3 protein-coding genes and 3 pseudogenes are annotated in these 4,176 nt (G+C 40.3%); 2 read left to right on the forward strand and 4 right to left on the reverse strand.

Translation table 11 applies throughout. The annotated features are described in order from the left end of the window. Window positions 1–169: 169 nt before the first annotated feature. Window positions 170–307 (reverse strand): annotated as a pseudogene (locus ACKTSF_RS14155) (IS30 family transposase); the annotation flags it as partial. A 1,198-nt stretch (window positions 308–1,505) separates the two neighbouring features. Between ACKTSF_RS14155 and ACKTSF_RS14160 the strand changes: the two are divergent. Together ACKTSF_RS14160 and ACKTSF_RS14165 are read left to right on the forward strand one after the other, a co-directional pair. Next, window positions 1,506–2,306, forward strand: a complete 801-nt coding sequence (locus ACKTSF_RS14160) for a ParA family protein (RefSeq protein ID WP_047021761.1) — start codon at window positions 1,506–1,508, stop codon at window positions 2,304–2,306. A 1-nt stretch (window position 2,307) separates the two neighbouring features. Then, window positions 2,308–2,655, forward strand: coding sequence for a DUF5388 domain-containing protein (locus tag ACKTSF_RS14165; protein ID WP_020090523.1), 348 nt, complete (start codon window positions 2,308–2,310; stop codon window positions 2,653–2,655). A 287-nt stretch (window positions 2,656–2,942) separates the two neighbouring features. On the opposite strand, the gene ACKTSF_RS14170 is transcribed toward ACKTSF_RS14165, so the two are convergent. The 3 genes and pseudogenes from ACKTSF_RS14170 to ACKTSF_RS14180 form a co-directional block, all read right to left on the reverse strand. Beyond that, window positions 2,943–3,215 carry a hypothetical protein gene (locus ACKTSF_RS14170; protein ID WP_047021762.1) on the reverse strand — a complete coding sequence of 91 codons (273 nt, stop codon included), beginning with the start codon at window positions 3,213–3,215 and terminating at the stop codon, window positions 2,943–2,945. Continuing rightward, a pseudogene (locus ACKTSF_RS14175) lies at window positions 3,215–3,958 on the reverse strand (GH25 family lysozyme); the annotation flags it as partial. The pseudogene ACKTSF_RS14175 and the gene ACKTSF_RS14170, both read right to left, overlap by 1 nt. 105 nt (window positions 3,959–4,063) lie before the next feature. Next, a pseudogene (locus ACKTSF_RS14180) lies at window positions 4,064–4,176 on the reverse strand (IS30 family transposase); the annotation flags it as partial.

Genomic DNA, 4,176 nt, shown 5'->3' on the forward strand with positions numbered 1-4,176 from the left:
TGGATATTGGACAGCCCTAGTTCACAAAAGGTTTCGATTTTAATTCGTTCGGAATAGGTTATACTAGACAAAAGATCAGCTCCTAAAAGATGGGTTTGTGGTAAACACCATTTTAAAGGAAGCTGATCTTTTTTGTCCGAACAGCGTTCGGATTAATTTTACAATCTACCTTTCGACCACATTGTGACCGCTTATATTCGGCATCTGTTTGTGCTAATTCAGCCTGATAAGGTTTACATCGAGATACTTCATAAGAAATTGTGGACGGTGATCGGTTCAGCCGACCACCCATTTGGATATTGGACAGACCCTAGACAAAAGATCAGCTCCTAAAAGATGGGTTTGTGGTAAACACCATTTTAGAGAAGGCTGATCTTTTTGTCCGAACAGCGTTCGGATTAATTTTACAATCTACCATTAACCAAAAACTTACCGACACTCCCCTGATACTTCACGGATACTTTAAAGGAATACTTGTAATTTACCCGAGTATATCGAATACTACTAATTCTTCCCTGATACCCTTGACTACGCAAAACTCTCTTCACTTGGTTCCTTTGTCGATCAGTAATTCTTGCAGAACTCCGATAGATTGTCTTCTTAACGATCACATCTGGATTCAATGGAACAATGTAATCCTTACATTCCAACAATTCCACCAACTTTCTTTTTTTCTTTATATTTGTCTTGACGGGTTACGGTTTTCCATTCAGTTTAGAGGGAGTGACGTTTTGAGCGCAGAATTGTTCCCTGGAAACAGCTATTTGGAATAACTGAACCAGAGTACAATTCTACTACTAAAAGTTTCCCCTTAGTTCGTCGGTCGTTAACGCCCGTCGCTTGTCTGTACAATTGCGGTATTGCTACCACCACTCATTATAAACCTACGTTTTCGGTTTAACCTACTAAAAAACGCCCTAGTAGGCGTTGACGATACGTATTTATGTTTGTTCGATCACCAACTAATCAATGGCACCAAGCCGAAGCTTCGTTTTACCACCCGCGCCGTTAATGGTCGCGCTCACCATTCACCACCCAGCCGTACAGATAACCTTGTTGTGGTATAGCCAGACTTATTGAAGTCGCACTGGCAAACGTGTCCCCTTGGATTTAGACCCCAGCTTGTCCCCTAGGGCTTTAAAAATCGCACCGGCCATGATATAATAGTCATTAATCGAATGACATTTATTGTGGCGCTCACCAATGGCTGTTGGTGGGTGTTTTTTTATGTTCTATTTTGACTACGGTTATCATTATATCAGTTATCAAATCTTTGGTCAATTTTTCTTGTGTACAGTACACCGTACACAGTACACTGTATCTTGTACACTGTACACTGTGTATTGGGTACTGTGTACTGTACACTTAAATAATTTAATAAAAAAGCCGTCATTCCGCATTCAATGGTTAAGGATTTTTTCCTGTACATCGTGTACTGAGTACGGTACACTGTACACATAACACAGTACACCGTGTACCGTGTACGAATGGAGGAATTTTAAAAAATGATAATTAGTTGCGCCAATGAAAAGGGTGGTACTGGTAAAACATCTACTACAGCCTTAATAAGTTGGGAATTATCAAATATGGGATATAAAGTGCTTATGGTAGATTGTGACCCTCAAGCAAACCTAACTGATTTAATGATAAAAACAAAAAGTCACGAAAATTCCAACATCACAATTGATCCATCTCTTTTTGCATTACTAATTAACGGAAAAGACTTAAATGACGGCATCATTAACATTAAGAACGGTCTTGACTTAATACCAGCTGCTGCTGATATGAACTTATTCAGTCGGTGGGTTGATAAACAAGACATTGATGAAAAAGCTAAAGTCAGCTATCTTAAAAACTCTTTGTCAAATATATCTAGCAAATTCGACTTCGTGTTTCTTGATGTAAGCCCTACAATGAGTTTAACAAACGATAACGTTTTTATGTGCTGCGACTGGATCGTTGTTATGTTACAAACTCAGCAAAGAGCATTGCTGGGAGCAAAAAGTTTCTTAAGCTATTTACAAACGAATTTAATTGACGAATTTGGAGCAAAAGTAGATGTAGCAGGTATTCTTCCAGTTCTTACAAAAGGGCAATCAATTATTGACAATGCCGTTCTTAAACAGGCCGTAGAAGAATTTGGGGAAGACAACATATTTGAAAATGTCATTACTGCTATGGAAAGAGTAAAGAGATATGACCTTACTGGAATCACTGAAAGCAGTCGTTCTGTTTGGGATAAAGCTACTCACAGCACATATACGGCTGTTGCTACTGAATTAGTATCTAGATTGGAGGCAGAATAATATGGGGGGACTTTTGAAACACGGTAATGATGATCAGGTAAAAAGTCCTGATAAGAAGGTAAACGTAAATGTATCATCAATTTCTAGAAAGCAAGCAGGCTTTGGCGAAGATAGTGCGGAAAAAATTCCTACCTTCGATGTAAACATGCGAGTTGATAATCATACCAGAAACGCCGTTTTGGCTTTGTCTAAAGCAACAGCTGATAAGCGTTCAGCTAGTGAAATGGTTTCTTTAATGATTGAAAGTTATCTTGAGTCACTAACTCCCCAAACACGCGATACTTACGATGAATTGGTATCGATGATGGAAACAAAGGATAAGCTTGACTATAAACTAAAAAGTAAATAATCACGCGTCCTCAGGCAACACGTTCAACTTTTAAACGTATACTTGTCCGTTTAAATGAAGCAGAATGCACGCAAAAAAGCCCTCTACTATGCGAAGTAGGGGGCTTTTTCGAAGCCAATCTATACAAACATTATTTAGGGGAATGTTTGTGTCTAATTAAGACGTATCAATTATATAGCAATCAATTGAAAATGTCACTCAACTCACTAAAAAAAGCCACCCACCTCGTAAGAGATGAGTGGCCTTTTCAGTTTACAAATAGTACCTGGATAAAACTTAGTTTATCACTATTTACTTTTCAGTTCACGTACATCGCCTTCAACATTGTCTAAGCGTTCGTTGATAACTTTGTGCTCGCTTCTGCTAGCGATAAAATCTTCACGCAGCGTATTTTGCGAATCAAACAGACGCTCAATTCGCTGGCTGCTATCCTTCATACTTTGAGCAATGTCTTGCAGCCGATCCGTGAAGGGCTTCATGACAACCATCAAAGCCGCATAGATACCTGCAACTACAGCAAAAGCCAAGGTGATTAATTCAATCCAACGATCAAAGGTCATTACTTACCACCCGACTTTCTAACCAGCTTTACATAGTCCTTATTAGCTGAGATGTAACCAACGTCAGTCTTAATCCGGTACACCTTACCGTACTTGACCGCTTTACCATAAATGGTACTCCCCTTGGAGAAGTGAATACGGCGCTTATCAGCCTTGTCTAAGGCTGGCTTACCATAAACGTTAACCTCACTGGTAATCACTTCGTACAGGCCATTATCAGCCCAGTATGAGGCTTTCTTAGGGGTTACCTTGGTATCCCTACCTGAAAGCTTACCATCGAAGTCATGACTGCAATCTACCCCATGCCAGTTATCGGTATATTGCCAAGCGTTGGCATCATTAACTCCCGGTTGACTGACACCATAAGCCGCCACCCAGATTGCCTTATCAACTAACTGGGACCGATTAATACGGCCAGAGCTGAACCATGAACCCGATCCATACGTAATCACATTCTTGTACCCGTGACTAATCAGGTATCGAAGGAATACGTTAACTTGGCTGGTCATGGAATATGGTAAGTCGGGTGCTTCAACATCAATTGCTAATACCGTGGACTTATCTAATCCCATCTTCTTCACCCAAGCCAGAAAGTATTGAGCTTCAGCCGTTCCCCGACCATGAAAGAAATGGTAAACCCCAACGGTATCAAACACTTTGAATCCATTAGCAATCTGGTTACCAGCCTTGGGACTGAGATAACCCGTACCTTCGGTTAGCTTGACCATAATCCCATCAGCGCCCCAACCTTTGAGTTTCGTCGCTTAAAGCATAGCACTAGGGAGGCTTAGATGCCTTTTTTTGTTATCAAAAAGGGCCTAGTACTTTTGGAATGGCAAATTACAAGTTTAATCCGAACAAGCCCGGAATCTTTCAATGGCAGTCTGTTGATGATGTATTTTTAATGGTCGTTGATTAATTAGTTCAAGTGCTGCTAGGATCTCATCAGTCGTTACTTGGC

This window comes from Levilactobacillus muriae (genome assembly GCF_045862015.1).
GTDB classification, from domain to species: Bacteria; Bacillota; Bacilli; order Lactobacillales; family Lactobacillaceae; genus Levilactobacillus; species Levilactobacillus muriae.